This is a genomic window from Mesorhizobium sp. M0145 (assembly GCF_040322355.1).
Lineage (GTDB): Bacteria > Pseudomonadota > Alphaproteobacteria > Rhizobiales > Rhizobiaceae > Mesorhizobium.
The window spans coordinates 1-565 of the sequence record NZ_JAMYTK010000073.1 but is presented as its reverse complement, the minus strand read 5'-3'; the positions used below and the strand labels follow the sequence as shown (position 1 = coordinate 565).

The window sequence follows — 565 nt, the reverse complement described above, 5'->3', positions numbered from 1 at the left end:
GAGCGCGTAGTCTACGCCAACCCGGAATTCGAGAAACTGTCAGGCCTGACGGCCGCCAGGCTCACACGAGCAAACTGGGCAGCCCTTTTGGGCAAAGGCCTCCACGAGCAGAAGGACCGGCCACTTGCCGAGGCCGTGGTCGAGGAAACCGATTTTGTCGGCACCTACAGGCTGGAACGCAACGAGGATAAGCCGACGATCGTCGACGTTTATTCCAATGTGATCGAGGATGACAACGGCAAGATGTGCTTCCGGCTGGTGGCGCTGGTCGACGTATCGGCCCATGGCGAGGCGGGAGATGAGCGCTCGGTGGAGGAGCTTGTCAGCGAGAAAGACACACTGCTGCGCGAACTGCAGCACCGGGTGAAGAACAACCTACAGATGATCACCGCACTGATCCGGCTGGAAAGCCGCAACGCGACCGAGGCCGACCGGAGACGGTTTGAGCGGCTTGCCGGTCGCGTCGACGCTCTGGCGATCCTGTACCAGACGCTAACGGCCGACGAGCCGAAAGAGGAGGTCGATCTTGGCGTCTATCTCAGCCAGATCGCGTCCGCGGTGATGA

General features: G+C 61.2%; 1 protein-coding gene. It reads left to right on the top strand.

The genetic code is table 11. The features are described from left to right. Positions 1 to 565: histidine kinase dimerization/phosphoacceptor domain -containing protein (locus NKJ28_RS32950; RefSeq protein ID WP_352638602.1), on the top strand; the 565-nt coding region annotated here is incomplete at both ends.